This is a genomic window from Pseudomonas mosselii (assembly GCF_003205295.1).
Classification (GTDB): domain Bacteria; phylum Pseudomonadota; class Gammaproteobacteria; order Pseudomonadales; family Pseudomonadaceae; genus Aquipseudomonas; species Aquipseudomonas mosselii_B.
This window is the reverse complement of sequence record NZ_QJRP01000043.1, coordinates 1-26,486: the sequence shown is the minus strand read 5'-3', so window position 1 is coordinate 26,486 and position 26,486 is coordinate 1. Positions and strand designations below refer to the sequence as shown.

General features: G+C 65.1%; 20 protein-coding genes, 1 other RNA gene and 1 pseudogene. 11 read left to right on the top strand and 11 right to left on the bottom strand.

Annotated features, from left to right (window positions below; genetic code table 11):
- Window positions 1-44: 44 nt before the first annotated feature.
- From DMX06_RS23750 to puuE, 4 genes are all read right to left on the bottom strand, one after another.
- Complete coding sequence (locus tag DMX06_RS23750; protein ID WP_110739618.1) at window positions 45-1,364, bottom strand: urate hydroxylase PuuD; 1,320 nt, start codon at window positions 1,362-1,364, stop codon at window positions 45-47.
- Between the two features lie 45 nt (window positions 1,365-1,409).
- Window positions 1,410-1,913, bottom strand: coding sequence for an ureidoglycolate lyase (locus DMX06_RS23745; protein ID WP_011532943.1), 504 nt, complete (start codon window positions 1,911-1,913; stop codon window positions 1,410-1,412).
- A 104-nt stretch (window positions 1,914-2,017) separates the two neighbouring features.
- Entirely contained in the window at window positions 2,018-2,533 is a 516-nt protein-coding gene (gene uraD / locus DMX06_RS23740) for a 2-oxo-4-hydroxy-4-carboxy-5-ureidoimidazoline decarboxylase (protein WP_110739617.1), read from the bottom strand.
- The gene (gene puuE, locus DMX06_RS23735; protein ID WP_028692846.1) at window positions 2,533-3,459 is read right to left on the bottom strand and encodes an allantoinase PuuE; all 927 of its coding nucleotides are present in this window, start codon (window positions 3,457-3,459) and stop codon (window positions 2,533-2,535) included. The genes uraD and puuE overlap by 1 nt, the downstream gene beginning before the upstream one ends.
- A 377-nt stretch (window positions 3,460-3,836) precedes the next feature.
- Between puuE and uraH the strand changes: the two genes are divergently transcribed.
- Window positions 3,837-4,190, top strand: a complete 354-nt coding sequence (gene uraH, locus DMX06_RS23730) for a hydroxyisourate hydrolase (protein WP_110739616.1) — start codon at window positions 3,837-3,839, stop codon at window positions 4,188-4,190.
- Window positions 4,191-4,588: 398 nt separating this feature from the next.
- On the opposite strand, the gene DMX06_RS23725 is transcribed toward uraH, so the two are convergent.
- Window positions 4,589-5,938, bottom strand: coding sequence for an NCS2 family permease (locus tag DMX06_RS23725; protein ID WP_110739615.1), 1,350 nt, complete (start codon window positions 5,936-5,938; stop codon window positions 4,589-4,591).
- A 358-nt stretch (window positions 5,939-6,296) separates the two neighbouring features.
- On the opposite strand from DMX06_RS23725, the gene DMX06_RS23720 reads away from it, so the two are divergent.
- Both DMX06_RS23720 and aqpZ read left to right on the top strand, forming a co-directional pair.
- On the top strand, window positions 6,297-7,052 hold the full coding sequence (locus DMX06_RS23720) for a GntR family transcriptional regulator (RefSeq protein ID WP_110739614.1): 756 nt from the start codon (window positions 6,297-6,299) through the stop codon (window positions 7,050-7,052).
- A 149-nt stretch (window positions 7,053-7,201) separates the two neighbouring features.
- On the top strand, window positions 7,202-7,900 hold the full coding sequence (gene aqpZ / locus DMX06_RS23715; protein WP_110739613.1) for an aquaporin Z: 699 nt from the start codon (window positions 7,202-7,204) through the stop codon (window positions 7,898-7,900).
- Here the strand turns inward: aqpZ and guaD are convergent.
- The 4 genes from guaD to xdhA all read right to left on the bottom strand — a co-directional run bounded on the left by guaD (window position 7,897) and on the right by xdhA (window position 14,055).
- On the bottom strand, window positions 7,897-9,201 hold the full coding sequence (guaD, locus tag DMX06_RS23710; protein WP_110739612.1) for a guanine deaminase: 1,305 nt from the start codon (window positions 9,199-9,201) through the stop codon (window positions 7,897-7,899). The two genes, aqpZ and guaD, sit on opposite strands and share 4 nt — an antisense overlap.
- Before the next feature lie 10 nt (window positions 9,202-9,211).
- A complete protein-coding gene (gene xdhC, locus DMX06_RS23705; protein ID WP_110739611.1) occupies window positions 9,212-10,057 on the bottom strand; it encodes a xanthine dehydrogenase accessory protein XdhC in 846 nt (281 codons plus the stop codon).
- A 151-nt stretch (window positions 10,058-10,208) separates the two neighbouring features.
- Window positions 10,209-12,608, bottom strand: coding sequence for a xanthine dehydrogenase molybdopterin binding subunit (xdhB, locus tag DMX06_RS23700; protein WP_110739610.1), 2,400 nt, complete (start codon window positions 12,606-12,608; stop codon window positions 10,209-10,211).
- Window positions 12,601-14,055 carry a xanthine dehydrogenase small subunit gene (gene xdhA, locus DMX06_RS23695; protein WP_110739609.1) on the bottom strand — a complete coding sequence of 485 codons (1,455 nt, stop codon included), beginning with the start codon at window positions 14,053-14,055 and terminating at the stop codon, window positions 12,601-12,603. Before xdhA ends, xdhB begins: the two co-directional genes overlap by 8 nt.
- Before the next feature lie 272 nt (window positions 14,056-14,327).
- Here xdhA and DMX06_RS23690 point away from each other — a divergent pair, with 272 nt between their 5' ends.
- The 7 genes from DMX06_RS23690 to DMX06_RS23660 all read left to right on the top strand — a co-directional run bounded on the left by DMX06_RS23690 (window position 14,328) and on the right by DMX06_RS23660 (window position 24,938).
- Complete coding sequence (locus DMX06_RS23690) at window positions 14,328-14,987, top strand: GntR family transcriptional regulator (protein ID WP_110739608.1); 660 nt, start codon at window positions 14,328-14,330, stop codon at window positions 14,985-14,987.
- 3 nt (window positions 14,988-14,990) lie between these two features.
- Window positions 14,991-18,479: a chromosome segregation protein SMC gene (gene smc, locus DMX06_RS23685; RefSeq protein WP_110739607.1), complete on the top strand. Its 3,489-nt coding sequence runs from the start codon at window positions 14,991-14,993 to the stop codon at window positions 18,477-18,479.
- 205 nt (window positions 18,480-18,684) lie between these two features.
- Window positions 18,685-19,575: a cell division protein ZipA gene (zipA, locus tag DMX06_RS23680; RefSeq protein ID WP_110739606.1), complete on the top strand. Its 891-nt coding sequence runs from the start codon at window positions 18,685-18,687 to the stop codon at window positions 19,573-19,575.
- 100 nt (window positions 19,576-19,675) lie between these two features.
- The gene (ligA, locus tag DMX06_RS23675) at window positions 19,676-22,018 is read left to right on the top strand and encodes an NAD-dependent DNA ligase LigA (protein WP_110739605.1); all 2,343 of its coding nucleotides are present in this window, start codon (window positions 19,676-19,678) and stop codon (window positions 22,016-22,018) included.
- A 291-nt stretch (window positions 22,019-22,309) separates the two neighbouring features.
- Window positions 22,310-22,406, top strand: an RNA gene (gene ffs, locus DMX06_RS23670) — signal recognition particle sRNA small type.
- Window positions 22,407-22,569: 163 nt separating this feature from the next.
- Window positions 22,570-22,965, top strand: a complete 396-nt coding sequence (locus DMX06_RS23665) for a hypothetical protein (RefSeq protein WP_110739604.1) — start codon at window positions 22,570-22,572, stop codon at window positions 22,963-22,965.
- Window positions 22,966-22,988: 23 nt separating this feature from the next.
- A complete protein-coding gene (locus DMX06_RS23660; protein WP_110739603.1) occupies window positions 22,989-24,938 on the top strand; it encodes a hypothetical protein in 1,950 nt (649 codons plus the stop codon).
- 30 nt (window positions 24,939-24,968) lie between these two features.
- Here the strand turns inward: DMX06_RS23660 and DMX06_RS23655 are convergent, their stop codons facing one another.
- The gene (locus tag DMX06_RS23655) at window positions 24,969-25,373 is read right to left on the bottom strand and encodes a helix-turn-helix domain-containing protein (RefSeq protein WP_050706584.1); all 405 of its coding nucleotides are present in this window, start codon (window positions 25,371-25,373) and stop codon (window positions 24,969-24,971) included.
- 84 nt (window positions 25,374-25,457) lie between these two features.
- Between DMX06_RS23655 and DMX06_RS23650 the strand changes: the two genes are divergently transcribed.
- Window positions 25,458-25,964: a DUF2938 domain-containing protein gene (locus DMX06_RS23650; RefSeq protein WP_110739627.1), complete on the top strand. Its 507-nt coding sequence runs from the start codon at window positions 25,458-25,460 to the stop codon at window positions 25,962-25,964.
- Between the two features lie 137 nt (window positions 25,965-26,101).
- On the opposite strand, the pseudogene DMX06_RS23645 reads toward DMX06_RS23650, so the two are convergent.
- Window positions 26,102-26,486, bottom strand: a pseudogene (locus tag DMX06_RS23645) (transporter substrate-binding domain-containing protein); the annotation flags it as partial.

The window sequence follows — 26,486 nt, the reverse complement described above, 5'->3', positions numbered from 1 at the left end:
CCTCATCGCGGGGCAAGCCCGCTCCCACGCAGTCGTGGGGTGTCTCAGTTGACCTGCGCGCCTTTGGCGATCCAGTCGCCGACCAGCTTGCGCTCCTCGACGGTCATCTGGGTGATGTTGCCCAGCGGCATGATCTGGCTGGCGACGGCCTGCGCCTGGATGCGCGCGGCCTGGGCCTGGATCTGCTGCGGGGTGTCGAACATCACGCCGCCAGGTGCGGCGCTGAACAGTGGGCTGGTCGGCTTGGCCGAGTGGCACACGGTGCAGCGTTCCTGGATGACGGTGTGGATCTTGTCGAAGCTGCCGGTGGCCGCCTGGGCCGTGGCCTGGGCAGGTTCCGCGGCCGGTGCCTGGGCAGGCTTGGCGGCCTCCTCGGCGCGCAGCTCGGCGGCGGTCTTGCCACCCACGGCAGTGGCCGGCAGCGGCTGGTACTCAACCTTGGCGGCGGCCTGCTCAGGAGCGCTCGGCAGCGGCTTGGGGCCGGTCACGTAGGCCAGGCAGATCATCGCCAGGGCGCCGACGGGCAGGGTCCAGGCGTACTTGTTGCTGTCGTGGCGGGTGTTGAAGTAGTGACGGATCAGTACCGCGGCCACCGCGATCCCGGCCAGGATCAGCCAGTTGTACTGGCTGCCGTAGGTGCTCGGGAAGTGGTTGCTGATCATGATGAACAGCACCGGCAGGGTGAAGTAGTTGTTGTGACGCGAGCGCAGCAGGCCCTTGGCCGGCAGTACCGGGTCGGGGGTCTGGTTGTTCTCGATCGCCGCCACCAGCTGGCGCTGGGCCGGCATGATGATGCGGAACACGTTGCCGACCATGATGGTGCCGATGATCGCGCCGGTGTGCAGGTAGGCGCCACGGCCGCTGAACACCAGGCTGAAGCCCCAGCAGGCGGCGATGATCAGCACGAACAGCACGCCGCCCAGCAGGGCCGGTTGCTTGCCCAGGGGCGAGTCGCACAGGAAGTCGTAGATGAACCAGCCGGCAACCAGCGAACCGATGCCGATGGCCACGCCTTCGGCACCGCTCAGGGTGCTGCCGGGTGCCAGCAGGTAGAGGCTCGGGTTCCAGTAGAACACCACGCACAGCAAGGCGATCCCGGACATCCAGGTGAAGTAGGCTTCCCATTTGAACCAGTGCAGGTTCTCGGGCATTTTCGGCGGCGCGAGCTTGTATTTCTCCAGGTGGTAGATACCACCACCGTGAATGGCCCAGAGGTCACCCGACAACCCATCGCGCGGGTTGCTTCGGTTCAGGTGGTTCTCCAGCCAGACAAAGTAGAACGATGCACCGATCCAGGCCACGCCGGTGATCATGTGAACCCAGCGAATGCTCAGGTTCAGCCATTCGTGAAGGTGTGCTTCCACAGTATGTACCTCTCGCCAGTCACCATCTCGATGACCGACCCTTTCTTATTGGTGGGGATTGAGGATCAACATCTGTTCCTCGGGGAAGTAATGCTCATCGCAGTTGTTGCCGGAACCACTGCGATCAACCACCAGGAAGTCATCCCGCTTTTCGATCGTCAGCACCGGGTGGTGCCAGACGCCGCGATGGTAATTAACGCCCTGCCTGCCATTGCTGCGGAAGGCTCGGACCAAGCCTGATACAGGTGCATCGCCAACCGGCGCGACCACGATCAGAAAGGGGTTGCCGAGCAGCGGGATGAAAGCCTGGCTGCCCAGCGGATGGCGTTCCAGCATGCGCACAGTCAGCGGCATCTCCAGCGCGTCGGCGCGGAAGATGCTGATGATCGCCTTGTCCTCGGGCTCGGCGGTCTCGACCGTGGCGAGCTTGTGGAAGCGCATGGTCGAGCCATTGTTGATCATGAAGTGGTCGCTGCCGTCGGTTTCGATCACGTCACCGAAGGGGGCGAAGGCTTCTTTGGTCAGGGGCTCGATCATCAGGGTGCGCATGCGGGTCTCTCTTGTATGTTCGTTGTTCTGGATTCTGGTGGACCGGCCTGCCGGGCCCTGGGTGCGGACGCGTCACGCACTCGGGCGAGGCGGGCACGCAGTCCTCAAAGCTGCAGCAGGCGGAACAGGGCGATCAGGTTGATCTGCGCCAGGGCTTCCTTGAACTCGGCATCCTGGTCGTTGTGGATGCGTTTTTCGAAGGCGGCGAGGATCTGGTGCCGGTTGCTGCCCTTGACCGCCATGATGAACGGGAACTGGAACTTGGCCTTGTAGGCGTCGTTCAGCTCGGTGAACCGGGCGAACTCCTCGGCGGTGCACTGGTGGATGCCGGCGCCGGCCTGTTCATTGGTGCTCGATTCGGTCAGCTCGCCCTGGATAGCGGCCTTGCCGGCCAGGTCCGGGTGAGCGTTGATCAGTGCCAGTTGCTCTGCGTGGCTGGCGCTGAGCAGGATGTCGCTCATGCGCTGATGCAGCGCCTCGATCTCGTTCAGCTCGGCCAGCTGGCCCAGGTCGTAGGCTTTCTCGGCGACCCACGGCGAGTGCTCGTAGATGTCGGCGAAGGCGGCGACGAAGGCGGCGCGCTCGAGGGTGGAAGGCTTGAGGGTCTTGAAGGCGGTCATCAGGCGTTCTCTTTCTTGTACGGGTGGGTGGCGTGCCAGTGGCGGGCGATGTCCGCGCGACGGGCGAACCAGACCTGCTCGTGGCTCTTGGCGTAGTCGACGAAGCGCTTGAGCGCGGCCAGGCGCGCCGGGCGGCCGACCAGGCGGCAGTGCAGGCCGATCGACAGCATCTTCGGTGCCTCGGCGCCCTCGGCGTAGAGCACGTCGAAGGCGTCCTTCAGGTACTGGAAGAACTGCTCGCCGCAGTTGAAGCCCTGGACCTGGGTGAAGCGCATGTCGTTGGTGTCCAGGGTGTAGGGGATCACCAGGTGCGGCTTGTCGGTCGGATTGTTCGGTTCCCAGTAGGGCAGGTCGTCGTCGTAGGTGTCGCTGTCGTAGAGGAAGCCGCCTTCCTCCATCACCAGGCGCCGGGTGTTCGGGCCGGTGCGTCCGGTGTACCAGCCCACGGGGCGCTCGCCGGTGATCTCGGTGAGGATGCGGATGGCCTCGAGCATGTGCTCGCGCTCTTGCGCTTCATCCATGTACTGGTAGTCGATCCAGCGGTAGCCGTGGCTGCAGATCTCGTGGCCGGCCTCGGCCATGGCGCGGATCACGTCGGGGTGGCGCTGGGCGGCCATGGCCACGGCGAAGATGGTCAGCGGCACGCCGCTGTCCTTGAACAGCTTGAGCAGGCGCCAGACGCCGGCGCGGCTGCCGTATTCGTAGAGCGACTCCATGCTCATGTTGCGCACGCCCTGCAAAGGCTGGGCGGCGACCATTTCGGAAAGGAACGCTTCGGATTCCTTGTCGCCGTGCAGGATGTTGCGCTCGCCACCTTCTTCGTAGTTGAGCACGAAGGACAGCGCAATGCGGGCATTCCCCGGCCATTGCGGATGAGGTGGGTTGTTGCCGTAACCGATCAGGTCGCGTGGGTAGTCAGCGCTCACTGCAGTCTTCCTTCTTGTTCGTTAATGCGGTGGGTGGGCGGGCCGCGTCGGGATGTCGCACCACCGGATGGGCTGATTGTATACAAGTTCTGAAATCTTTTGTAAGCCTGTTTTTCCGCATTTCTTCCCATTTGTCGCGTGAGAATGGCTTGCAAGAAATCTGCCCGATTGGTCAGTTAATGGTGTCGGCAGCTTTACGGCGCGTGTCTTTGCGACTGATGGCTTGTTCTGCAGGGGGTGCGTAGGAGGTGACAAAAAATTGTGTACAATTTGCCGGCAAACTGTCTTAATGGCGTCATTCCCGCACGCCGCAGGCCCCGTGCCCGGTGATTGCCGTGTATTTTTTGCCCACGCATACGACAAGAGGCGACAAGCAAATGGGACGTTTGACCACACACGTACTGGACGCCGCGCATGGCTGCCCGGGCAGCTCGATCAAGGTCGAGCTGTACCGCGTCGAAGGCCAGCAGCTGGAACTGGTGAACACCGCCCTGACCAACAGCGATGGCCGCGTCGATGCGCCGTTGTTGCAAGGCGACGATTACCGCACCGGCGTCTATCAACTGCAGTTCAGCGCCGGTGACTACTACCGCGCCAAGGGCGTGAAGCTGCCGGACACCGCGTTCCTCGACGTGGTCGTGCTGCGCTTCGGTATCGACGAGAGCCAGGAGCACTACCACGTGCCGCTGCTCATCTCGCCGTACAGCTATTCGACCTATCGTGGAAGCTAGTTGGTCGCTAGAAGAATCTTCGTAGGTCCTTGGCCCGCTCTCACACTGGCGGGCTTTTTTTCGTCTGCTGTTTTTCCACCTCGGTCGCGGAGTGCCCTGCAGGAGATTGCCCAGCCGTTAGGGCTGCGCTGTCGGGCAGAGAACTGTCCCCCTGTGGGAGCGGCCTTGTGTCGCGAAAGGGCTGCGCAGCAGCCCCAGCAATTTCGATAGTGGCTCGTAATCTGGGGCCGCTTCGCAGCCCTTTCGCGACGCAAGGCCGCACCCACAGGGTCTAGCTAAATCAATAAGTTACGATTCTTTCCTTGAGAGAGGCCTGCGCCGCGCAAGGTCGCTCAGGGGATCGTCATGAGCAGGCAAAAAGAAAGGGCGCCGAGGCGCCCTTGGTTGTTGCAGCGGGATCAGAGGAACACAAACTTGGCAATGAAGATCAGGCACAGCACCCACAGGCTCGCCGAGATCTCCTTGTACTTGCCGGTCCCGGCCTTCAGCGCCACATAGCTGATGAAGCCCAGGGCAATACCATCGGCCACCGAGAAGGTCAGCGGCATCATGATCACCGTGACGATCGCCGGAATGCTGTCGGTGGCTTCGTCCCACTCGATATGCGCCATGCTGCCCATCATCAGCATCGCCACGTAGATCAGCGCGCCGGCGGTGGCATAGGCCGGGATCATCCCGGCCAGCGGGGCGAAGAACATCGCGGCAACGAACAGCACGCCGACCACCACGGCCGTCAGGCCGGTACGCCCCCCCGCCGCCACGCCCGCGGCACTTTCCACATAGCTGGTCACCGGCGGTACGCCGACCACCGCGCCGAACACGCTGGAGGTGCTGTCGGCCTTCAGCGCCCGCGACAGGTTCTCGATGCGTCCGTCCGGCGCCACCAGATTGGCGCGCTGGGCCACGCCCATCAGGGTGCCGGCAGTGTCGAACATGTGCACGAACAGGAACGCCAGCACCACGCTGATCATGCTGACGTTGAACACGCCAGCCACGTCCATGGCCATCCAGGTCGGCGCCAGGCTCGGCGGCATCGATATCACCCCGCCGAACTTGACCAGGCCCAGGCCCCAGCCGGCCAGGGTGACACCGATGATGCTGATCAGGATCGCGCCGAACACCCGCTTGTAGCTGAGGATGGCGATCAACAGGAAGCACACAGCCGCCAGCAGCGGGCCGGGCTCATGCAGCGAGCCCAGCTTGACCAGGGTGGCCGGGCTGTCGACGATGATGCCGGCGGTCTTCAGGCCGATCAGCCCGAGGAACAATCCGACGCCGGCCCCCATCGCATGGCGCAGGCTCACCGGGATGCTGTTGAGCAGCCACTCGCGCACCCGCGAAACGGTCAGGAACATGAACAGCACGCCCGAGACGAATACCGCCCCCAGCGCCGTTTCCCAGTTGTAGCCCATGGTGCCGACCACGGTGTAGGTGAAGAAGGCGTTGAGGCCCATGCCCGGCGCCAGGCCCACCGGCCAGTTGGCGTACAGGCCCATCAGCAGGCAGCCGAGGGCGGCGGCGATGCAGGTGGCGACGAACGCGGCGCCGTGGTCGATGCCGGCGTCGGCCATGATGTTGGGGTTGACGAAGATGATGTAGGCCATGGTGATGAAGGTGGTCACCCCGGCGATCAGTTCGGTCCTGACGGTCGTGCCGTGTCGCTTGAGTTTGAAAATCCGTTCCAGCCAGCCCGTATCGAGCGGTGGGGCGAGATCCAGCGTAGGTGCTTCGGATTTGCGGCTTTCCACAGCGAGTACTCCTCAAGTCTTTCTTGTTGTTCGAAGCCTGGTCCTGAGCCGATGCACTTGGGGGCTTCGCGAGGGGGTGTGGCAGACGTCCGACCATTTTGTTGACTTCTGGGTCAGGAAGTTGCTCGCAGGATTATGCTTTTGTGTACAAATAAAGCAAATAATGTTTTATCTTTTGTGCGTACAAACGGTCGTACAACGGCTATATAGGTAAAAGGCCACCTGCAGAAACGGGTCAGCCTGTGTACAATGGCGCCATACCTTGGCCCTTCATCTTCATTTCCGGACTTGCCATCCCCCCCGTCGACGGGCATTACAGTCACGGTCCGACTGGCAGATCCCTTGTGCTCGAGCGCCCATGAACGAACAGCTGCAACCTCTGAAAAAACCTGTGCGCACCGGCAAGGCCGGTCGCAGCGGTACCCAGGACGACATCGTCTACGCGCACATCTTCGAGGCGATCCTCGAGCAGCGCCTGGCTCCGGGCACCAAGTTGAGCGAGGAAGCACTGGGCGAGATCTTCGGCGTCAGCCGCACCATCATCCGTCGCGCGCTGTCGCGCCTGGCCCATGAAAGCGTGGTGCTGCTGCGGCCGAACCGTGGCGCCGTGGTGGCCAGCCCGACGGTGGAAGAGGCGCGCCAGGTGTTCTTCTCCCGACGCATGGTCGAGCGCGCCATCACCGAACTGGCCGTGCAGCACGCCACCGTAGAGCAGCTCAACGAACTGCGCCAGATGGTCCGCGAGGAGCGCGACAGCTTCTCCCGCGGCGATCGCGGCGCCGGTATCCGCCTGTCCGGCGAGTTCCACCTCAAGCTGGCCGAAGCCGCAGGCAACGCGCCGCTGGTGAGTTTCCAGCGCAGCCTGGTGTCGCAGACCTCGCTGATCATCGCCCAGTACGAGAGCGGCAACCGCTCGCACTGCTCGTACGACGAGCACATGCAATTGATCGACGCCATCGAGGCCCGTGACGCCGAGCAGGCGGTGAGCCTGATGATGCACCACATGGACCATATCGACAGCAAGCTCAACCTCGACGAGGAGAGCGCCTCGGACGATCTGCACGCGGTGTTCTCGCACCTGCTGAAAAAGCCCAAGGCCATCGCCAAGGGTTGATCGTTTGCCTGCATGAACCAGGGGCCGCTTTGCGGCCCATTGTCGTTTCTGGCCACCGGCCAAAGCTCTGCTAGATTTCTCTTCAGCAAACCTTCATCAGGCAGTTGGGCTTGCGCAGTCGTTGCGTCCAATTACTTGAGGAATGCTCCATGAGTTCGTCCCTGGGTGTGCGCATGGGTGCCGAGTTGGTCGGCACGTTCTGGTTGGTCCTTGGCGGGTGCGGCAGCGCGGTGCTGGCCGCAAGCTCCCCGGTCGGCATCGGTGTCCTCGGTGTCGCCTTCGCCTTTGGCCTGACTGTCCTGACCATGGCCTTTGCCATCGGTCATATCTCCGGTTGTCACCTCAACCCCGCCGTATCATTCGGACTGGTGGTGGGTGGACGCTTTCCGGCCAAGGAGCTACTGCCCTATGTGATCGCCCAGGTGATCGGCGCGACCCTCGCCGCAGCGGTGATCTACTTCATCGCCAGTGGCAAGGCCGGTTTCGAGCTGGCCAACGGCTTGGCCTCGAACGGCTACGGCGAGCACTCGCCCGGTGGCTACACCTTGGCGGCAGGTTTCACCAGCGAAGTGGTGATGACCGCGATGTTCCTGGTCATCATCATGGGCGCTACGGATGCCCGGGCGCCGTCGGGGTTCGCGCCGATCGCCATCGGCCTGGCGCTGACCCTGATCCACCTGATCTCGATCCCGGTGACCAACACCTCGGTGAACCCGGCGCGCAGCACGGGGCCGGCGTTGTTCGTCGGTGGCTGGGCCGTGCAGCAGTTGTGGCTGTTCTGGGTGGCACCGCTGATCGGCGCGGCGATCGGCGGTGCGCTCTATCGAGGCCTGGCTAAACAGCCTTAGCGCTGGTGCACGCAACGCCCGGCGGCGTAGGTTTCGCGCACGGTGCGGTCGTCGCCCAGGGTGGTGAGCACGAACAGGGTCTCCTCGATGTTCTTCGACTGCTGCAGGCGGTAGTCCAGCAGCGGGGTGGCCTTGTAATCGAGCACCACGAAATCGGCGTCATTGCCCGCGCGCAGGCTGCCGATGCGGTCGTCCAGGCGCAGGGCGCGGGCGCCACCGAGGGTGGCCAGGTACAGCGACTTGTACGGGTGCAGGCGCGCGCCTTGCAGTTGCATCACCTTGTACGCCTCGTTCAGGGTGTTGAGCAGCGAGAAGCTGGTGCCGGCGCCGACGTCGGTGCCCAGGCCCACGTTGACCTTGAAGCGCTCGGCCTGGGGCAGGTTGAACAGGCCGCTGCCGAGGAACAGGTTGGAGGTCGGGCAGAAGGCGATGGCCGAGCCGGTCTCGGCCAGGCGCTGGCACTCGTCGTCGCACAGGTGCACGCCGTGGGCGAACACCGAGCGCTCGCCGAGCAGCTCGAAGTGGTCGTAGACGTCCAGGTAGCCTTTCTGCTCGGGGAACAGCGACTTGACCCAGTCGATCTCCTTGAGGTTCTCCGACAGGTGGGTATGCATGTACACGCCCGGGTGCTCCTTGAGCAACTGGCCGGCCACGCTCAACTGTTCCGGCGTGCTGGTCGGCGCGAAGCGCGGGGTGACCGCGTAGTGCAGGCGGCCCTTGCCGTGCCAGCGCTCGATCAGCGCCTTGCTGTCGCGGTAGCTGGATTCGGCGGTGTCGGTCAGGTAGTCGGGGGCGTTGCGGTCCATCATCACCTTGCCGGCGATCATGCGCAGGTCGAGGCGCTCGGCCTCCTCGAACAGGGCGTTGACCGACTCCGGATGCACGCTGCCGAACACCAGGGCGGTGGTGGTGCCGTTGCGCAGCAGTTCCTTGAGGAAGATCTTCGCCACCTGGTCGGCGTGGGCCTTGTCGGCGAACTGTTTCTCGCAGGGGAAGGTGTAGGTGTTCAGCCAGTCCAGCAACTGCTCGCCGTAGGAGCCGATCATGCCGGTCTGCGGGAAGTGGATGTGGGTGTCGATGAAACCCGGGGTGATCAGGGCGTCCGGGTAGTGCTGCACCGGGATGTCGGCGTCGAGGGTCGGCAGTAGCTCGCTGGCATGGCCCAGGGCGCTGATGCGACCGTTGTCGACCACCAGCAGGCCGTCTTCATAGTATTCGCAGGACGCCTCAAGGCCGACCTCGGCGGGGTCGGCGATGCTGTGCAGGATGGCGGCTCGGTAGGCTTTGCGGGTTGCGCTCATGGGGCTCTCGTCAAAGGGTCTGGCTGCGTCGCGAGGACGGCAGCAACTGGGCGATGGGGCCTGAATTGGCGGCAGCGTCGTGCTGGCCGAAGCAGGCGTTGTAGGTGGCAATGATTTCGGCGGCGATGGACACGGCGATCTCGATCGGCAGCTTGCCCTTGACCTCGGCCAGGCCCATCGGGCAGCGCATCCGCGCCATCAGCGCGTCGTCAAAACCGCGCTCGCGCAGGCGGTGCTCGAACTTGACCCGCTTGGTCTTCGAGCCGATCAGGCCGAACCAGGTGAAATCGTTGCGCTTGAGGATCGCGGCGGTCAGCTCCAGGTCCAGCTGATGGTTGTGGGTCATGACGATGCAGTAGCTGCCGGCGGGCAGGTCGGCGACTTCGTCGACCGGCTCTTCGCTGACGATCTTGCTCACCCCGCTGGGGATGGCGTCGGGGAATTCCTGCTCGCGCGAGTCGATCCAGCGCACCCGGCAGGGCAGCGCGGCGAGCAAGGGTACCAGAGCGCGGCCGACATGGCCCGCGCCGAACACGGCGATCTCGGCCTGCACGCCGGTCATCGGCTCGAACAGCAGCACGGTGGCGCCGCCGCAGCACTGGCCGAGGCTGGCGCCGAGGCTGAAGCGCTCCAGGTGCGGGGTGCTGCGGTGTTCCTCGAGCATCTGCCGGGCGATGTGCAGGGCCTTGAACTCCAGGTGGCCGCCGCCGATGGTGTCGTACAGCGCGCTGGCGCTGACCACCATTTTCGAGCCGGCGTTGCGCGGCGTGGAGCCGCGTTCCTCGATGATGGTCACCAGGACGCAGGGTTCGCCGCGGGCTTGATGGTCGGCGAGGGCGTTGATCCATTGGTGCATGATTTGAATCCTCCTCGTGCCCTTGTAGGAGCGGCCTTGTGTCGCGAAAGGGTCGCGCAGCGGCCCCAGGATCTGTGCCGCAATGAAGATTTTTGGGGCTGCTGCGCAGCCCTTTCGCGACACAAGGCCGCTCCTACAGGGTCCCGCGTTATCAGTGGGTGACGGTTTCCAATGCGGGCTCCACAGGCTGCTGCGCAGCCACCACCTTGCGCATCTGCTCACACCCCCACAGCACCCGCTCCGGCGTCGACGGCGCGTCGATGTTCGGCTGCACGCGATAGTCGGCGATGCTCGCCACCGCGTCCTTGATCGCGCACCAGGCGGCGATGCCGAGCATGAACGGCGGCTCGCCCACGGCCTTGGAGTGGAACACCGTGTCCTCGGGGTTCTTGCGGTTTTCCACCAGCTTGACGCGCATGTCGATCGGCATGTCGGCCACCGCCGGGATCTTGTAGCTGGCCGGGCCGTTGGTCATCAGCTTGCCCTTGGCGTTCCACACCAGCTCCTCGGTGGTCAGCCAGCCCATGCCCTGGACGAAGCCGCCCTCGACCTGGCCGATATCGATGGCCGGGTTCAGCGAGTCGCCGACGTCGTGCAGGATGTCGGCGCGCAGCATCTTGTACTCGCCGGTCAGGGTGTCGACGATCACTTCCACACAGGCGGCGCCGAAGGCGAAGTAGTAGAACGGCCGGCCACGGGCCTGGGAGCGGTCGTAGAAGATCTTCGGCGTGCGGTAGAAACCTGTGGTCGACAGCGACACCTGGGCGAAGTAGGCCTGCTGCACCAGTTGCTCGAAGCTGACGATCTGGTCGCGCACGCGCACATGGCCGTTGCGGAACTCGACGTCCTCCTCGGTGACGTTGTAGTGCCGGGCGGCGAACTCGGTCAGGCGCTTCTTGAGGATCTCGGCGGCGTTCTGCGCCGCCTTGCCATTCAGGTCGGCGCCGCTGGAGGCCGCGGTCGGCGAGGTGTTGGGCACCTTGTCGGTGTTGGTGGCGGTGATCTGGATGCGGTCGAAGTCGACCTGGAACACCTGCGCCACTACCTGCGCAACCTTGGTGTTCAGGCCCTGGCCCATCTCGGTGCCGCCGTGGTTGAGGTGGATGCTGCCGTCGGTGTAGATGTGGATCAAGGCACCTGCCTGGTTGAGGAAGGTGGCGGTGAACGAGATGCCGAACTTCACCGGGGTCAGCGCCAGGCCCTTTTTCAGCACCGGGCTGTTGGCGTTGAAGCGGCGGATCGATTCGCGGCGCTCATGGTAATCGCTGCTGGCCTCGATCTCGGCGGTCATCTCCTCGAGCATGTTGTGCTCGACGGTCTGGTAGTAGTGGGTGATGTTGCGCTCGGTCTTGCCGTAGTAGTTGGCCTTGCGCACCGCCAGCGGGTCCAGCGCCAGGTGGCGGGCGATATGGTCCATCACCTGCTCGATGGCGACCATCCCCTGCGGGCCGCCGAAGCCGCGGTAGGCGGTGTTGGAGGCGGTGTTGGTCTTGCAGCGGTGGCCGTGCACCGTGGCGTCGCCCAGGTAGTAGGCGTTGTCGGAGTGGAACATGGCGCGGTCGACGATCGAGCCGGAAAGGTCCGGCGAATAGCCGCAGTTGCCGGCCAGGTCGAAGTTGATCCCGTGCAGGCGGCCGGTGTCGTCGAAGCCGACGTCGTACTCGACGTAGAACGGGTGGCGCTTGCCGGTCATCATCATGTCTTCGACACGGGGCAGGCGCATCTTGGTCGGCTGGCCGGTCAGGCGCGCAATCACCGCGCACAGGCAGGCGGGGCTGGCGGCCTGGGTTTCCTTGCCGCCGAAGCCGCCGCCCATGCGGCGCATGTCGACAACGATCTTGTGCATGGGTACGTCGAGCACCTCGGCGACCAGTTTCTGCACCTCAGTGGGGTTCTGCGTGGAGCAGTAGACGATCATGCCGCCGTCTTCGCTGGGCATCACCGAGCTGATCTGGGTCTCCAGGTAGAAGTGCTCCTGGCCGCCGATGTGCAGGCTGCCCTGGATACGGTGCGGGGCACTGGCCAGGGCCGCGTCCGAATCACCGCGCTTGTGGGTGTGGCTGTCGAGCACGAAGTGTTTCTTGCGCAGCGCCTCGACCACATCGAGCACCGGCTCCAGGTCTTCGTATTCGACGATCGCCGCCATCGCCGCACGGCGGGCGGTGTCCAGGTCGCGGGCGGCCACGGCGAGCACCGGCTGGCCGAAGAACTCGACCTTGTCGATGGCCAGCAGCGGGTCGCCGGCCACCACCGGGCCGATGTCCTTGAGCCCCGGGATGTCCTCGTGGGTGATGGCGATGCGCACGCCTTCGAACTGGTAGCAGGGCGTGGTGTCGATGCGCAGGATGCGCGCATGAGCGCGATCCGCGGTGCGCGCATAGACGTGCAGCTGGTTGGGGAATTCCAGGCGGTCGTCGATGTACACCGCCTCGCCCGCCACGTGCTTGTCGGCGCTGTCGTGCTTGAGGCTGCGGCCGACCCCGGTGGTCAGGTCCTGGCTGAACAATGCGGCCATCTCGGCCTGGCTCTTGACGGCGTGATGGTTAGACATAGGCGGTCACCCGGGTTTCGATGTGCGGCGTTTGCAGTTCGATGAAGTACTTGCGCAGCAGGTTCTGCGCGGTCAGCAGGCGGTACTCGCGGCTGGCGCGGAAGTCGCTGAGCGGGGTGAAGTCCTCGGCCAGGGCCTGGCAGGCGCGCTCGACGCTGGCCTGGTTCCACGGTTTGCCGCGCAGCGCGGCTTCGCAGGCGCGGGCGCGTTTCGGAGTCGCCGCCATGCCGCCGAAGGCGATGCGCACGCCGCTGACCACGCCGTTCTCGATGCTCAGGTTGAACGCCGCGCACACGGCGGAGATGTCGTCGTCCAGGCGCTTGGACACCTTGTAGGCGCGGAACTCCCAGTCATTGCTGGCGCGTGGCACGATGATCTTCTCGATGAACTCGCTGTCCTGGCGCGCGGTGATACGGTAGTCGATGAAATAGTCTTCCAGGGCCAGGGTGCGCTGGCGTTCGCCCTGGCGCAGGACGATCTGCGCATCCAGGGCGATCAGCAGGGGCGGCGAGTCGCCGATCGGCGAGGCATTGCCGATGTTGCCGCCCAAGGTGCCCTGGTTGCGGATCTGCAGCGAGGCGAAGCGGTGCAGCAGGTCGCCGAAGTCGGGGTATTCCTCGTTGAGCGCGGTGTAGCAGTCGGTCAGCGGGGTGGCGGCGCCGATCTCCAGGTGGGTGGCGGTCTTGTCGATGCGCTTGAGCTCGGCGACATGGCCGACGTAGATCATCACAGGCAACGTGCGATGGAACTGGGTGACTTCCAGCGCCAGGTCGGTGCCGCCGGCCAGCAGGCGTGCCTCGGGGTGCGAGCTGTACAGGTCGGCCAGGTCGGCCACGGTCAGCGGCACCAGGCAGCGCTTGTCGCCGCTGTTGAGCTCGCCGGTCTGTTGCGGGGCGATGGCCTTGAGGCGGGCGATGGTCTGCGCCTGCTGGGCGTCGAACTGGTCGCGGCAGGGGCGGGCGCAGCTCTGCTCGGCGGCTTCGAGGATCGGCCGGTAGCCGGTGCAGCGGCACAGGTTGCCGGCCAGGGCTTCCTGGGCCTGGTGCAGGTCGTGGCCCTCGCTGTTCTTCTGCAGGGCAAACAGCGACATGACGAAGCCGGGGGTACAGAAGCCGCACTGCGAACCATGGCAATCGGCCATGGCTTTCTGCACGCTGTGCAGTTCGCCCTGGTGCTTGAGGCCCTCGACGCTGATCAGCTGCTTGCCGTGCAGGGAGGACACGAACGTCAGGCATGAGTTGAGGCTGCGGTAGCGGATGGCGTCGCCGCCCTGGTCGTCCTCGACGAGTTCGCCGACGACCACGGTGCAGGCGCCGCAGTCGCCGCTGGCGCAGCCTTCCTTGGTGCCGGGTTTGCCCAGGTGCTCGCGCAGGTATTGCAGCACCGTCATGTTCGGGTCCAGGGCGTGCTCGTTGCGCAGCTCCTGGTTGACGAGAAACTGGATCACGGGGGAGGGCCTCGCAATGGTTTTATTGTTGTTCGGGCGGACTCTAAGCAACGCTTGACCCTGAGGTCAATAATTTTCTGACCCAAAGGTCAAGATTTCGTCCAGAGGCCTTCCGAACCGCTTCATCGAGCCTTTCTCCAAGCATAGTTCGCGCCGAGTGGGAAAGTTGACCCGCCAGTCGCACAAAGCGCGTCGCGCCGCTGCGCGGGCACGGGACAAGTGCGCTACAATCGCGCCCTTGTGCACAGCTACCCAGATCGCGAAGGAAAACCATGACGTTCAAGGCGCCGGACAGCCTCTCCGAGCAAATTGCCCACTACCTGGCCGAGCGGATCATCCGCGGCGAACTCGCACCCGGCGAGCGCATCCAGGAGCAGAAGGTCACCCAGGCCCTCAACGTCAGCCGTGGCTCGGTGCGCGAGGCGCTGCTCATCCTCGAACGCCGTCACCTGGTGGCGATCCTGCCGCGGCGCGGCGCCCATGTGACCGAGCTGGACGAAAACAGCGTGCGCAGCCTGTGCACCCTGATGGGCGAGTTCTACATCCTGCTGGGCAACGCCGTTGCCCAGCATTGGCGCAGCGACAGCGACCTGCACCCATTCCTGGACATCCAGCAGCGCCTCAAGCAGGCCCACGCCGCCAAGGACATCAAGGCCTTCGTCGGCGACAGCTTCGCGGTGATGCGCGCCGCCTATCCGTTCGCCAACAACCCGTACCTGCAGGAAACCGTCGAGAACCTGCAGCCGGCCATGAGCCGCGCCTACTACCTGGCCCTGGACCAGCGCCAGGCCAACATGGTCGATTACCTGGAGCTGTTCGCCCGCCTGCTCGAAGCCGTGGTCGCCCGCGACCTGCCGCGCATCCGCGAGGTGCTCACCGCCTATTGCCAGCGCAGTTGCGAACTGGTGCTGGCGGCGCTGGCGCGGGTCTGACCGATGCGCCTGAAGTGCATCCGCCTGGCCGGGTTCAAGTCCTTCGTCGACCCGACCACGGTCAATTTTCCCAGTAACATGGCGGCCGTGGTCGGCCCCAATGGCTGCGGCAAGTCCAACATCATCGACGCGGTGCGCTGGGTGATGGGCGAAAGCTCGGCCAAGAACCTGCGCGGCGAGTCGATGACCGATGTCATCTTCAACGGCTCCACCAGCCGCAAGCCGGTCAGCCAGGCCAGCATCGAGCTGGTGTTCGACAACAGCGACAACACCCTGGTCGGCGAGTACGCCGCCTACGCCGAGATCTCGATCCGCCGCAAGGTCACCCGCGACGGGCAGAACACCTATTACCTCAACGGTACCAAGTGCCGGCGCCGTGATATCACCGATATCTTTCTCGGCACGGGCCTGGGGCCGCGCAGCTACTCGATCATCGAGCAGGGCATGATCTCCAAGCTGATCGAGGCCAAGCCCGAGGAGCTGCGCAATTTCATCGAGGAGGCGGCGGGCATCTCCAAGTACAAGGAGCGCCGCCGCGAGACCGAGAACCGCATCCGCCGCACCCAGGAGAACCTGGCGCGCCTGACCGACCTGCGCGAAGAGCTCGAACGCCAGCTCGAGCGTCTGCATCGCCAGGCCCAGGCCGCCGAGAAGTATCGCGAGTACAAGGCCGAGGAGCGCCAGCTCAAGGCACGCCTGGCGGCCCTGCGCTGGCGCGACCTGGATGAGCGGGTGCGCCAGCGCGAGACGGTCATCGGCGACCAGGAGATCGCCTTCGAGGCCCTGGTCGCCGAGCAGCGCAACGCCGATGCCAGCATCGAGCGCCTGCGCGACGGCCATCATGAGCTGTCCGAGCGCTTCAATCAGGTGCAGGGCCGCTTCTATTCGGTGGCCGGCGATATCGCCCGGGTCGAGCAGAGCATCCAGCATGGCCAGCAACGCCTGCGTCAGTTGCAGGACGACCTCAAGGAGGCCGAACGCAGCCGTCTGGAAACCGAATCGCACCTGGGGCACGACCGCACCTTGCTGGCGACCCTCGGTGAAGAGCTGGCGATGCTCGAGCCCGAGCAGGAACTGACCCTGGCCTCGGCCGAGGAGGCTGCGGCGACCCTGGAGGAGGCCGAGCTGGGCATGCACGGCTGGCAGGAGCAGTGGGACAGCTTCAACACCCGCTCCGCCGAGCCGCGCCGCCAGGCCGAAGTGCAGCAGGCGCGCCTGGCGCAGCTGGAGGCCAGCCTGGAACGCCTGGCAGAGCGCCAGCGCAAGCTGGGCGAAGAGCGTGACCAGCTCGGCGAGGATACGCAGGATACCGAGACCAACGACCTAAGCGAGCAGGTGGCCGGCAGTGAGTTGCTGCTCGAAGAACTCCAGCTGCAGGAGCAGCAGGTGGTCGAGCAGCTGGAAACGTTGCGCGAGCAGATGCAGCAGGCCAGCCAGGCGCAGCAACAGCAGCAGGGTGACCTGCAGCGCCTGGGCGGGCGCCTGGCGTCCCTCGAAGCCTTGCAGCAGGCCGCGCTGGAGCCGGGTGTCGGGGCCGCCGACTGGCTGCGCGCCCAGGGCCTGGAGCAGCGGCCACGGCTGGCCGAGGGGCTGCGGGTCGAGCCCGGCTGGGAACTGGCGGTGGAAACGGTGCTGGGCGCCGATCTGCAGGCGGTGCTGCTGGATGACTTCACCGGCCTGGAGTTCGCCGCGCTGGAGCAGGGCGAACTGCGCCTGCTGCTGGCGGGGGGAGAGGGCACGGCCGTTGCCGGCAGCCTGCTAGACAAGGTAGAAGGACGCGTCGACCTGTCGCCCTGGCTGGGCCAGGTCATGCCGGTGGACACCCTGGAGCAGGCCCTGGCCCGGCGGGCGTCGCTGGGCGCTGGGCAGAGCCTGGTCAGCCGCGACGGCTACTGGGTCGGGCGGCACTTCCTGCGGGTCAGTCGAGGTGGCGAGGCTCAGGGTGGCGTGCTGGCCCGAGGCCAGGAGATCGAGCGGCTGGGCCAGGAGCAGCTGGAGCAGGAGGCCTTGCTCGAACAGCTTGACGAGCAGTTGCAACGCCTGCGCGAGCAGCAGCTCGACCTGGAGGAGCAACGCGAGCAACTGCGTCGTCGCAGTCAGGACGAAGGCCGTCAGCACGGCGAGCTCAAGGCACGCCTGTCCGCCGGACGTGCCCGTGCCGAGCAGTTGGAGCTGCGCCGTCGCCGCCTGCAGGAAGAATTGATCGAGCTGCAGGAGCAGCGCGCCCTGGAGCACGAGCAACTGGGCGAGGCGCGCCTGCTGCTGCAGGAAGCCCTGGAGCTGATGGCCCAGGACACCGAACAGCGCGAGCTGCTGATGGCGCGCCGCGACACCCTGCGCGAAGGCCTCGACCGCATCCGCCAGGAAGCCCGCCAGCACAAGGACCACGCCCACCAGCTGGCCGTGCGCCTGGGCTCGCTGCGCGCCCAGCACGACTCGACCCGCCAGGCCCTCGAACGCCTGGAACAGCAGGCCGTGCGCCTGGGCGAGCGCCAGGAGCAGTTGAACCTGAACCTGGAGGAGGGCGAGGCGCCGCTGGAAGAATTGCGCCTCAAGCTCGAAGAGCTGCTGGAACGACGCATGAGCGTCGACGAGGAAATGCGCCAGGCGCGCCTGCACATGGACGAGGCCGACCGCGAACTGCGCGATGCCGAGCGGCGCCGCACCCAGGCCGAGCAGCAGTCGCAGCTGCTGCGTGGCCAACTGGAGCAGCAGCGTCTGGAGTCCCAAGGGCTGGATGTGCGACGCAAGACCTTGCAGGAACAACTGCTCGCCGACGGCTACGATCTTCAGGGCGTGCTCGCTACGCTCGAGGCCGACGCCAGCGAGCAGGGCACCGAACAGGCCCTGGAGCAACTCGAGGCACGTATCCAGCGCCTGGGTGCGATCAACCTGGCGGCCATCGAGGAATACGAACAGCAGTCCGAACGCAAGCGTTACCTGGACGCCCAGGACGCCGATCTGGTCGAGGCGCTGGAGACCCTGGAAAACGTCATCCGCAAGATCGACAAGGAAACCCGCAACCGTTTCAAGGATACCTTTGATCAGATAAATGCCGGATTACAGGCACTTTTCCCAAAAGTTTTCGGTGGCGGCAGCGCTTATCTGGAACTGACGGGCGAAGATCTACTCGATACAGGGGTGACGATCATGGCGCGTCCACCGGGCAAGAAGAACAGCACCATCCATCTGCTGTCCGGCGGCGAGAAGGCACTGACGGCCCTGGCCCTGGTGTTCGCCATCTTCAAGCTGAACCCGGCGCCGTTCTGCATGCTCGACGAAGTCGACGCGCCGCTGGACGACGCCAACGTCGGGCGCTATGCCCGCCTGGTCAAGGAAATGAGCGAGACCGTGCAGTTCATCTACATCACCCACAACAAGATCGCCATGGAAATGGCCGACCAGCTGATGGGGGTGACCATGCACGAGCCGGGCTGTTCACGTCTTGTAGCAGTTGATGTGGAAGAGGCAATGGCCATGGTCGATGCGTAAGGGGTAAAGAAAGGGTGTGAACATACAGGCAAAAGCCTCAGCAGACGCGACAGACGGTGTAAAGTTGCCTTTGGTCGTGCTAGCTTAATGTCACTTGTTTTTTGCGTGGGTAAAACGCCTGTCAGAACATAGAGTTGGCGCCACGTGTTAAAGGCCTTTGAAGCCTTTGTTTTCAAGCATATTTTTTATAGAGGCACGGGATTACATGGAAATCGGTCTGCGCGAGTGGCTGATCGTCATCGGCATAATTGTCATCGCCGGTATTCTTTTCGACGGCTGGCGCCGCATGCGCGGCGGCAAGGGCAAGTTGAAGTTCCGTCTGGACCGTAGCTACGCCAACGCCCCGGACGACGACGGCGGCGGTGCCGAGGTGCTCGGCCCGGCACGCGTGCTGGATACCCATAAAGAACCTGAGCTGGACGAGTCCGACCTGCCGTCGGTGAGCGCCCCTGAGCGTGAGCGTGAGCGCGAGCGCGAACCCAAGCCGGCCAAGGTCAAGCGTGGCAAGCGCAACCACAGTGAGCCGCAGCAGGGTGACCTGAACCTGGCTGCAGAGCCGCGTGAGCCCGACCTGTTCGACGGCGGCGACGACGATTTCGCCGCCGACAATACCCGCAACGGCGGCTTCACCGCGCCGAGCACGCCAGCCAAGGAGCTGCCGCCGGCCGAGGAAGTGCTGGTGATCAGCGTCATCTCCCGTGACGAAGGTGGCTTCAAGGGCCCGGCGCTGCTGCAGAACATCCTCGAAAGCGGCCTGCGCTTCGGCGAAATGGACATCTTCCACCGCCACGAGAGCATGGCCGGCCACGGCGAAGTGCTGTTCTCCATGGCCAACGCGGTCAAGCCCGGCGTGTTCGACCTGGACGACATCGACCACTTCAGCACCCGTGCGGTGAGCTTCTTCCTCGGTCTGCCTGGCCCGCGTCATCCCAAGCAGGCCTTCGACGTGATGGTGGCTGCCGCCCGCAAGCTGGCCCACGAGCTCAACGGTGAGCTCAAGGATGACCAGCGCAGCGTGCTGACCGCCCAGACCATCGAGCATTACCGTCAGCGCATCGTCGAATTCGAGCGCCGCGCCCTGACCCAGAAACGCTGATGTTTACGAGCGGGCGGATCCTGCCTCGATCCGCGCCGCGATGATTCAAGCAAAAGAGCAGCCAGGGGCTGCTCTTTTGCTTTGCAAGAGAAGACGACCCATGAACGCCGAATCCCGAATCCATGCCCTGCGCGCCGAACTCGACCAGCACAACTACCGCTACTATGTGCTCGACGAACCCAGCGTGCCCGATGCCGAATACGACCGCCTGTTCAACGAACTCAAGGCCTTGGAAGCTGAACACCCGCACCTGGTGACCCCGGACTCGCCGACCCAGCGCGTCGGGGGGGCGGCGCTGTCGGCTTTCAGCCAGGTCCGCCACGAGGTGCCGATGCTCAGCCTGGGCAACGCCTTCGAGGAGGATGACCTGCGCGATTTCGGTCGCCGCGTGGTGGAGGGCCTGGACCTGCCGGGCGGTGATCAGGCAGCGGTAGACTACAGCTGCGAGCCGAAACTCGACGGCCTGGCGGTGAGCCTGCTGTACCGCGATGGCCAGCTGGTGCAGGGCGCCACCCGTGGCGACGGCACCACCGGCGAGGACATCAGCGCCAACGTGCGCACCGTGCGCAACATCCCGCTCAAGCTGCAGGGCGAGGGCTGGCCGGCGGTGCTGGAGGTGCGCGGCGAGGTGTACATGAGCAAGGCCGGCTTCGACCGGCTCAACGCTGCCCAGGCCGACGCCGGCGGCAAGACCTTCGCCAACCCGCGCAATGCCGCGGCCGGCAGCCTGCGCCAGCTGGACTCGAAGATCACCGCCAGCCGCCCGCTGGAATTCTGCTGCTATGGCGTCGGCCAGGTGTCCGAACCCTTTGGCGACAGCCATATCGGTATCCTCGAGAAGCTCAAGACCTGGGGGCTGCCGATCAGCCGCGAGCTGCGCCACGCCGCCGGTATCGATGAGTGCCTGGCCTACTACCGCGATATCGGTGCCCGTCGCAATGGCCTGCCCTACGAGATCGACGGTGTGGTGTTCAAGGTCAACAGCCTGGCCTCCCAGCGTGAGCTGGGCTTTCGCGCCCGCGAGCCGCGCTGGGCGATCGCCCACAAGTTCCCGGCCATGGAAGAACTCACCGAGGTGCTCGACGTCGAGTTCCAGGTTGGCCGCACCGGCGCGGTGACGCCGGTGGCGCGGCTCAAGCCGGTCAAGGTGGCCGGTGTGACCGTGTCCAACGCCACCCTGCACAACATGGACGAGATCGCCCGCCTGGGCCTGCGCATCGGCGACACGGTGATCATCCGCCGCGCCGGCGATGTGATCCCGCAGGTGATGCAGGTGGTGCTCGACCGCCGTCCGCAGGACGCCCGGCCGGTCGAGGTGCCCACGCAGTGCCCGGTGTGCGGCTCGCAGGTCGAACGCACCCAGCTCGTCAAGCGCAGCAAGGGCAAGGAAACCACCAGCGAAGGCGCGGTGTACCGTTGCGTGGGGCGTTTGAGCTGCGCTGCCCAGCTCAAGCAGGCGATCATCCACTACGTATCGCGCCGGGCCATGGATATCGACGGCCTGGGCGAGAAGAGCGTCGAACAGCTGGTCGATGAGAACCTGATCCGTTCGCCGGCCGATCTCTACCACCTGACCTTCGACCAGGTGGTGGCGCTGGAAGGCTTTGCCGAAGTGTCGAGCAACAAGTTGCTGGCCGCCATCGAGACGAGCAAGCGCCCGAGCCTGGCGCGTTTCATCTATGCGCTGGGCATCCCCGATGTGGGGGAGGAGACGGCAAAGGTCCTGGCCCGGTCCCTGGGCAGCCTGGCGCGGGTGCAGGTGGCGTTGCCGCAGGTGTTGACCTATCTGCCGGACATCGGCCTTGAGGTTGCCCACGAGATCCACAACTTCTTCGAGGACGCGCACAACCGTGAGGTCATCGCGCAGTTGCTGGCCAGTGGCATGCAGTTGCAGGACGAGGGTGAGCTGGCCGCCGAGTTCGCCGCCAGCACCACGCTGGCCGGCATGCTGGCCAAGCTCGACATCCCCTCGGTCGGGCCGACTGGCGCCGAGAAGCTGGTAGACAAGTTGGGCACGCTGGACAAGATCATCGCCGCCGATGGCATCGACTTGCGCCAGGCCCTGAATACCAAGGCCGCCGACGGGGTGCGCGAGTTCTTCAAGGTCGAGGCCAACCAGCAGTTGGCCCGTGCCATCGAGGCCCAGTTGCTGGAATTCGGCATGCACTGGTCGTGCGAGAAGAAGTCCGCCGAGGGCTTGCCGCTGGCCGGGCAGACCTGGGTGCTGACCGGCACCCTGGAACGCATGAGCCGCGATATCGCCAAGGAGAAGCTGGAAAGCCTGGGGGCCAAGGTGGCGGGTTCCGTGTCCGGCAAGACCCACTGCGTGGTCGCCGGTCCCGGCGCCGGCTCCAAGCTGGCCAAGGCCGGCGAGCTGGGCGTGGCGGTGATGGACGAGGAGGCGTTCGTAGGTTTCCTGGCGGAGCGTGGTATCAGCGTCTGACTCCGCCGTAAATACGGATCAGGTTCCCTGTGGGAGCGGGTTCACCCGCGAAGAATCCAGCGCGGTGGATGGCACCGGCTCCGCCGGTGTTCGCGGGTAAACCCGCTCCCACAGGGGGCGTGGAGCACCTGAGCACTCAGCTTCCTGCGAGCCAGCGCAGCCCGACCCGAGACCGCGTCAAAACCACAAGTCCTTGAGAAATGATGGTTTTTTCACGATCAAAGGTTGTAACTTCGCCCTGGCGCTGTACAATGGCGCGGCTCGTCAGCTGACGAGCCGTCGTGGTGGCCCCATCGGTCCCCCCGCATTGATTACCCGTTAACCTGGTCAGGCCCGGAAGGGAGCAGCCATAGCGGGAACATCGAGTGCCGGGGTGTGGCTGGTGGGGCCGCCTCCATTTTGGGCGCAGGAATTTTCCGACGTACCCGCCAGGCGTTGCCCATCAGACGCTTTTCTTTACACCCTCGCACCGTTTTCCGCCTGCACGATCCCGCGCAGCGCCTTATCATGCATCCCATCGTGTCAGCCCAATCGGCCAGGAGATAGCGACCGTGGAACATGTCGACGACCTCACCCGCCAGAAAATCCGCGAATGGCAGATGCGCCGCCTTGAAATCAAGGACCAGATGGCCGCCAGCCCCGAGCGCGTGCTGGAGCTGTCGCAGGTGCTCGACCAGATGGAAGAAGAGCATGAGCGCATTCTCGAGGAGGCGGCGGTGCCGGTGGCAGTAACGGCTGACGCGGCGGCCTTCGAGCTGCAGGTGCAGGTGTCGGCGCGGTCGGTGCGTGACTTGCGCAAGCTGCTGGAACTGGCCCTGCATGAGCTAGATGGCGTACTCGATGCACCGCAGGCGGGTGTCAGCTATCCCGGCGACATGGCGGGGTCGCTGGGAGCCTACCGCTTCGAACTGGTGGTGGGGCAGGCCGCTGAATCCGACAAACCTTGAGTGATCCCCGGACCCGTACCGACATGCAGCCCGAGCACTTCGACTTTTCCCATCCGGTGTACTTGCCGGTCACCGCAGAGGTGTGCCAGACCTTGCTGCAGGCCGAGGGCGCGCCTGCGCTCGAGGCCTTGGGCGAGCCGGAGCTGGCAGCAATACTGGTGATCCAGAACCTGGCCCAGGCACAGGGCCAGGTCGATGCGCGGGCGGCAGAAAAGGTCCTGGGCAAGCTGCTGGCGTGGGCGGTCGATGGCGCGCACTCGCCTGGCGTGGGCTTGCTGTCCGAGGCACGCCGGCTGTTCGATGCGCGCAAGCTCTATTTCGGCCTCGAGGTGATCAAGGGCTCCAAGCTGCGCCTGCTCGATGCCGAACAGGTGCTGGCGCGGGAGTACCTGCTGGCGGACGGCAAGTGGGATTTCGACTACCGCATTCGCCTGCATCACAGTGACAACCCGTTCAGCCAGCGGGTGACCACCGGCTTTGACAGCGAGCGCTGGCTGACCGTCGAGCAGGACAAGCTGCTCAAGGTCATCCAGGCCAACCTTGACGAGGACATCCATGTGCAGGGCTATGCCGGGATCGGCAAGAGCTACCTGCTCGGCGCGCTGATGGACTGCCTGCCCCGTGGCCGGGTGCTGGCCCTGGCGCGCACGCCGGCCAAGCTCGGTACCCTGCGTCGGCGCATGGGGCTGGATGCCCAGGCCAAGGTCGGCATGACCTTCGGCCAGTTCGCCCGGGCCCTGCTCAAGGATACCCGGCCGGCTTTCGCCCGGACGGTGCAGCGCGGTCCCGGCAAGCGCCGGCTGGCCGAAGAGCTGGGGATCGTCGGGCTGCGCCAGTACGACGCCGAGCACGCACTGGATATCTGCCTGGAAGTGCTGCGCAACTATTGCGAGTCGCGGGACTACAGCCTGTCCAACCGCCACCTGCCGCACTTTCGCCAGGCGCTGTCCGGCCTTGATGCCCAGGTGCTGCTCGAGTACGCCAGCCGCCTGTGGCGTTACCTGGAGGCGCAGCCGGCCTGGGGCGCCCAGACCGGGTTCGAGGCGTTGCTGCTGCTCAAGCGCGCCAGCCTGGGGGCCTGCAGTGTGCCCGGGCGTTTCAGCCATGTGATCATCGACGAGAGCCAGGACGTGCCGGCCTCGCTGCTGCAGATCATCGAGCGCGGCCGCCAGGTGCTGATCACCCTGGGCGACGAATACCAGAAGGCAGCCGGCGAGGTGGTCAGGCGTGAGCGCCAGGTGCGGCAGAAGGAGATGGCCTTCGCCGTGCGCTCCGGGCCCAAGGTGGAGCGCCTGATCAACCCGTTGATCGGTGTGCACTCGAAGAAGTCCAAGGTCGCGTTCGAGGCGGCGCGGCATGTCGATGTCGGCATCGAGCACTTCCCCGAAGGGTTTGTCCCGCCCGAAGGTTGCGTGGTACTGACCGCCTCACGCTGGGACACGATGCGCTGGGCCATGGAGATGGCCGGGTCCAACTGCCTGCTGAACTTCCCCGACTGGCCGGACATGCGGCGCTTCATGGTTACCGCGATTGGCCTGTTCAGGGCGGCGTTCTATGCGCCGGGGCAGGACGCCGAAGGGCCGCATGCGTACTTCGCGCACCTGCTCGACTGGCAGCAGGTGCGTGAGTCCGAGCGTTTCGATGCCGCGTTCCAGTGGGTCGAGGCGCGGCTGGAGGCGGGTTTCAAGCTTGCCGACCTGACCGGTCTGGACGCGCGAGTCGCCGCGCAGTCCGCCAGCCTCACGCTGTTGATGGCCGAGGAGGCTGGTGGCCTGGAGTTCGACCAGGTGCTGTTGACGCCGGAGCTGATGACCACCCAGCGCTTCAAGGACGCCTACGCCTTCGATGCGCGGATCTGCGCGGTGTACATCGCCCTGTCGCGGGCGCGGCGGCAGTTGTACCTGCCCTATGACGTGGAGGAGTGGATCAATTACCACAAGGGCCAGCCGTTCCGCGAGTTGCACGGCTACTGAGCCTGCTGTCGTACTTTGGTCTGGCGGGCCTTATCGCGGGGCAGGGCGACTCCCACGCTTGCCCTTGCTGGCTGACACCTGCATCAATCGCTGGAAAGTCGGGCATTGCAGGTGGTTCTCTTCGGGGCACACTGCCGCATGCCGCAGCCCTTTGCTCATCGCCTGCAGGCGTTTGATCCTCTGCTCGATCTCATCGGCCTTGGCCAGCAGCAGCGCTCGGTCGACCCGTTGCTCGTCCAGCATCGCCGCCACTTCATCCAGCGAAAAGCCCGCCGCCTGGCCCAGGGCGATCAGGGCCAGGCGTTCTGGCGTATCTGCCGGAAATTGCCGGCGCTGGCCATGGCCGGCGAGCGATGTGAGCAAGCCCTTGTTCGCGTAATAACGCAATGTCGACGCCGGCACTCCGGTGCGTCTGGCGACATCGGCAATGTCCATCGCGGCTCCCTTGACTTGAAGTTGACTTCAACTTGCATGCTGCTCGGCATCGACCTTTCCGTCAATCTGCCAAGGGCTTTCGTCATGAGCGTTTCTTCTCTCGTATTTTCCATTTTGCTTATCGGTATCGGTGCCACCCTGGTCATGGACCTGTGGACCTTGCTGCTCAGGCGCCTGGGCGTCACCACCCTGAACTACGCGATGGTCGGGCGCTGGGCGGGCCACCTGTTCGCGGGGCGCTGGCGGCATGCGGCGATCGGCAAGGCTGCACTGGTCAGGGGGGAACTGGCGTGGGGCTGGTTGCTCCACTACGCCACGGGTCTGGTGTTTGCGGCGCTGCTGGTGGCTATTGCCGGGGAGGGGTGGTTGCAAGGGCCGACACTGTGGCCAGCCTTGCTGTTTGGAATCGTCTCGGTGCTTGTGCCGTTGTGTGTGGTGCAGCCCGCGTTTGGGGCGGGGTATTTCGCCACCCGTACCCCGACGCCGCTCAGGAGCTGCCTGCGTAGCTTGGCCACGCATGGGGTGTTCGGTTTTGGGTTGTTCCTGAGTGCGGTAGTGCTGGCAGGCGTGCGGAGAGGGTTGACAGGTTAAACCGGAGTGTTTGGACCAATGGAGCCTGTCTCATGCTTGTCTTGGGTGAGGGCATCCAGGTGTCCGCCGCAACCCCTGCAGCGCCTATCAGATCGAGCGCCGCCCGCGCGGCGCTCGATCTGATAGGCGCTGCACCTCTAACGTCGAGCACCTTGAAAGACCTGGCCGTCGGTATACCGCTCGACGATTCGCTGCATTTCCCCGGATTGCTTGATCCGCACCAGCGCCTTGAGCACGCCTTGGGTCGGCAGCTGGGGATCGTTGCGCACCATGCAGCCCAGCGCTTGCTCCTCCAGCACGGCCAAGGTCTGCAGGCGCTGCCCCGGTGGCAGGGAGCGGTTGTACCACTGCAATGACAGCTGGTTGCTGATCGCGTGGCGAAAGCGTCCGGCCTGAAGCTTCTGCAAGGCCAGTAGCTGGTTGCGGCTGTCCTCGCGCTGCAGGTGGCCCTGGCTGAACAGGGGTTCCAGGGTGGGGTAGGTGGAGCCGAGCACGGTGCCGATGGCCTGGGGCGGCAGTGCT

Coding starts and splice junctions, on each gene's coding strand:
- DMX06_RS23650 (WP_110739627.1), top strand. CDS start 25,458: ATGAGCGTTTCTTCTCTCGTATTTTCCATTTTGCTTATCGGTATCGGT.
- xdhC (WP_110739611.1), bottom strand. CDS start 10,057: ATGCACCAATGGATCAACGCCCTCGCCGACCATCAAGCCCGCGGCGAA.
- DMX06_RS23690 (WP_110739608.1), top strand. CDS start 14,328: ATGACGTTCAAGGCGCCGGACAGCCTCTCCGAGCAAATTGCCCACTAC.
- zipA (WP_110739606.1), top strand. CDS start 18,685: ATGGAAATCGGTCTGCGCGAGTGGCTGATCGTCATCGGCATAATTGTC.
- uraD (WP_110739617.1), bottom strand. CDS start 2,533: ATGACCGCCTTCAAGACCCTCAAGCCTTCCACCCTCGAGCGCGCCGCC.
- uraH (WP_110739616.1), top strand. CDS start 3,837: ATGGGACGTTTGACCACACACGTACTGGACGCCGCGCATGGCTGCCCG.
- aqpZ (WP_110739613.1), top strand. CDS start 7,202: ATGAGTTCGTCCCTGGGTGTGCGCATGGGTGCCGAGTTGGTCGGCACG.
- DMX06_RS23745 (WP_011532943.1), bottom strand. CDS start 1,913: ATGCGCACCCTGATGATCGAGCCCCTGACCAAAGAAGCCTTCGCCCCC.
- ligA (WP_110739605.1), top strand. CDS start 19,676: ATGAACGCCGAATCCCGAATCCATGCCCTGCGCGCCGAACTCGACCAG.
- DMX06_RS23655 (WP_050706584.1), bottom strand. CDS start 25,373: ATGGACATTGCCGATGTCGCCAGACGCACCGGAGTGCCGGCGTCGACA.
- guaD (WP_110739612.1), bottom strand. CDS start 9,201: ATGAGCGCAACCCGCAAAGCCTACCGAGCCGCCATCCTGCACAGCATC.
- xdhB (WP_110739610.1), bottom strand. CDS start 12,608: ATGTCTAACCATCACGCCGTCAAGAGCCAGGCCGAGATGGCCGCATTG.
- DMX06_RS23660 (WP_110739603.1), top strand. CDS start 22,989: ATGCAGCCCGAGCACTTCGACTTTTCCCATCCGGTGTACTTGCCGGTC.
- DMX06_RS23720 (WP_110739614.1), top strand. CDS start 6,297: ATGAACGAACAGCTGCAACCTCTGAAAAAACCTGTGCGCACCGGCAAG.
- smc (WP_110739607.1), top strand. CDS start 14,991: ATGCGCCTGAAGTGCATCCGCCTGGCCGGGTTCAAGTCCTTCGTCGAC.